General features: G+C 61.0%; 3 protein-coding genes and 1 pseudogene. 2 read left to right on the top strand and 2 right to left on the bottom strand.

Annotated elements, in window-relative coordinates; genetic code table 11:
- Positions 1–183: 183 nt before the first annotated feature.
- A complete protein-coding gene (locus G6N73_RS35170; RefSeq protein ID WP_165034465.1) occupies positions 184–510 on the bottom strand; it encodes a 4a-hydroxytetrahydrobiopterin dehydratase in 327 nt (108 codons plus the stop codon).
- On the opposite strand from G6N73_RS35170, the pseudogene G6N73_RS35165 reads away from it, so the two are divergent.
- Positions 453–1,079, top strand: a pseudogene (locus G6N73_RS35165) (IS6 family transposase); the annotation flags it as partial. The gene G6N73_RS35170 and the pseudogene G6N73_RS35165 overlap by 58 nt on opposite strands.
- 88 nt (positions 1,080–1,167) lie before the next feature.
- Here G6N73_RS35165 and G6N73_RS35160 read toward each other — a convergent pair.
- Positions 1,168–2,076, bottom strand: a complete 909-nt coding sequence (locus G6N73_RS35160) for a phosphotransferase family protein (RefSeq protein WP_165034464.1) — start codon at positions 2,074–2,076, stop codon at positions 1,168–1,170.
- 91 nt (positions 2,077–2,167) lie between these two features.
- On the opposite strand from G6N73_RS35160, the gene G6N73_RS35155 reads away from it, so the two are divergent.
- The gene (locus G6N73_RS35155; RefSeq protein ID WP_165034463.1) at positions 2,168–2,800 is read left to right on the top strand and encodes a class I SAM-dependent DNA methyltransferase; all 633 of its coding nucleotides are present in this window, start codon (positions 2,168–2,170) and stop codon (positions 2,798–2,800) included.
- The last annotated feature ends 10 nt before the right edge of the window (positions 2,801–2,810 follow it).

Genomic DNA, 2,810 nt, shown 5'->3' with positions numbered 1-2,810 from the left:
GTGGAACTGATGCAGGTCGACAACGTGTCATCGCCGGAGATGCCCGGATTTGAGGAACTCGGAATTTCGCCGCACTCGGTCGAAGAAATACTCCGGGAGATGTTACGTGATCACTGATCAAGGAGCCTCTTCGGTACTGCTCTCAGGAGACCCGTTCCGGTCGTTGGGGTGCCGAGTGCCTCTCTACGAACCGGTGAACTGATTGATCTTTGCGGCCATGATGAAATCATTCTCGTGCAATCCCTTGATCTTGCGGGTCTGCAGCGAGATTGCCGCATAACCCCAGCCGAAGCAGATGTCGGGATGATGCCCTTCTTCTTCCGCCAATCGGCCAGCCTCGTCGACGAAGCTGAGCGATTGACGGAAGTCCGCGAATGTGAATTTGCGGCGTAGCAGGTGCGCCTCCTCCAGAAGTTCCCAGCCAGGGATATGGGAGAGATAACCCTCGGCCGAGCCTGCGTGATCTGGAAGAGATGATGGCCGAACGCGGCTTGAGCGTCGACCATTCAACCGTGCATCTCTGGGTTGTCCACTTCTCGCCGCAGCTGCTGGAGCGCTTCAACCGGCGCAAGCGTAGCGTGACCGGCAAATGGCATATCGACGAGACCTACATCAAGGTCCGCGGCCAGTGGATGTATCTCTACCGCGCCATCGACAGCGTCGGCGACACGGTCGAATTCTATTTCAGCGCACAGCGGGACCTGCCGGCGGCCAAGCGCTTCTTCAGAAAGGCGCTGGACCGTCATGGTCGACCCGATCGCGTCGTCATCGACGGCAGCCAGACCAACCTGGAGGCGATCGTTTCCTGCGACACGACCAACCGCCGGCAGAACCGCTCCTGGTGCCGGCTGAAGCCGATCCGGATCCGCCAAAGCCAGTATCTCAACAATCGCATTGAGCAGGATCATCGGCGCATCAAGCGCCGTGTCCGGCCAATGCTCGGCTTCAAGTCCTTCGCCAGCGCCAGTGCCCTCCTCGACGGGATCGAAATGGTCGCCATGATGCGCAAGCAACAGGCGCGGTACGCCTTCAATCCGAATCCATCCCTGGCCGAGCAGTTCGAAATCCTCGCGGCATAGAAACCAGACGTGACCCGCCCTTCTGCTTCCGGCATCGAACTTTGCGACAGAACCCTGAAAACTGTGCCGTAAGCGGCACTCCGCCTCGTCAGCAGTCCTGTCTAATGGCCTCGATGTGCCGGGCAAAGTCCGGAGTCTCCATCAGCGCCTTGCATCGTGTAAAGCGGGTATCAGCATAGGCGCGGAAATCATCGGCCGGATTGCCGTTGGCGAGCTGGATAAGCCCCCAGAGCGTCCACAAGAGATCGCACATAGCCTTGTAAATGATAATGCGGCCGAGCTCCAAGGCGCTCGGTTCGCCGCCGAAATAGGCAAGGATCATTTCCTCATCCTGGGCAGCATCGAAGCCGGCTTCTACCGAGAGGTCGCCGAGATCCCACATCGGATCGTTCATCCCGGAATATTCCCAGTCGACGATCCACATCCGCTCGCCGGTGTCGAGAAAGTTCTCGCACAGCGGGTCGCAATGGCAGGCGGTGAGTGGCGCCGGGTGAGTTGCGAGGGCGCTGCGCACGCTCTCCGCCTCGCGGACGACGTCATGGTAGCCCGCCGGCAGCGCAACATCCCTGGTGGACAGAATGCCGAGATAGTCGTCGATCATCGCGAAGAGCTCGAACCGAAACGGGAATACCGCTTTGGAGGTATGGAGCTTCCGGAACGCCCTTCCGGCACGCCCCGGTGCTCCCTCGACCGACCTGAACGTCTCCGGCGTCATCGTCTGGACCGCGGGCAGGAAGCGCGTAACCATGACGCCGTTCAGGTCGTCGAAATGCAGCACCTCGGGGCTAACGCCGGCCTTTGCCGCCTCGCTCGCGGCGATCTTCTCGTTTGCCCGGTTGATATATTCTTCCGTGCCCTTGCCCGGAATGCGCAGGCAGTAGTCGCCGACCCGAAACACCAGGTTTGTGAGCCCGCCCAGCCGTTCGACAGGCCCGTCATATCCTCTCAGGAACGGAACAGCCTCGAGCGCCGCGCGTAGTTCGGGCTTGTCGAGCATGGCATCCCCTTCGTTTACATCACCCGAACGGTTCCACATTTTCAGCTGATTGGCTATGGTGCCGGAGCATTGGTCAGGGAGAAGCCGCGGCATGGCCGAGGGACGTAACTATCGCACTTTGGCGGCTGTGTATGAAGCCAAGCGGCCCAAGGAAGTCGCCGAGCTCTACGACCGCTGGGCGGAGACCTACGACTCCGACATGGCCACGGCAGGCTATCGTCACCCAACCATCTGCCTTGCCCTTCTTGCCCGTTACCTCCCTCGCGGCGCATCGCCCATCCTCGACGCCGGCGCTGGTACCGGGTTGATCGGCGAGTGGCTGAGGATCGTCGGATACCCCTGTGTGGAAGCACTCGACATTTCAGAGGGAATGCTGGCGCAGGCCGCTCGCAAGGGGTGCTACGACGCCCTCCACCATCTGGCGTTGGGCGGGGCGTTGCCTTTCGCCGACGATAGGTTCGCCGGTATCGTTTCGGCCGGTGTCTTCACATCAGGCCATGTTGGGGCGGAAGGGATGGATGAGCTGATCCGCATCTGCCGCCCCGGCGGAGTGCTGGTGCTCACGGTGAAGGACACGATCTGGGAACATGGTTTCGCAGCTCGGGTTGCCGAGCTTGAAAACGCTCTCGTGGTCGCCCGCCTCGAGGAAACCGAGCCTTACGTATCCATGCCCGGCGAGGCGGGTACCATTCCGAGCAGAGGCCTGGTGCTGCAGGTTCTATGAGGTTGCGCTA

This window comes from Allomesorhizobium camelthorni, from assembly GCF_011045125.1.
Lineage (GTDB): Bacteria > Pseudomonadota > Alphaproteobacteria > Rhizobiales > Rhizobiaceae > Allomesorhizobium > Allomesorhizobium camelthorni.
This window is presented reverse-complemented; position numbering and strand designations above follow the sequence as displayed.

Bases quoted from the DNA above. Each gene is read 5' to 3' on its own strand.
- G6N73_RS35160 (WP_165034464.1), bottom strand. From the start codon at position 2,076: ATGCTCGACAAGCCCGAACTACGCGCGGCGCTCGAGGCTGTTCCGTTC.
- G6N73_RS35155 (WP_165034463.1), top strand. From the start codon at position 2,168: ATGGCCGAGGGACGTAACTATCGCACTTTGGCGGCTGTGTATGAAGCC.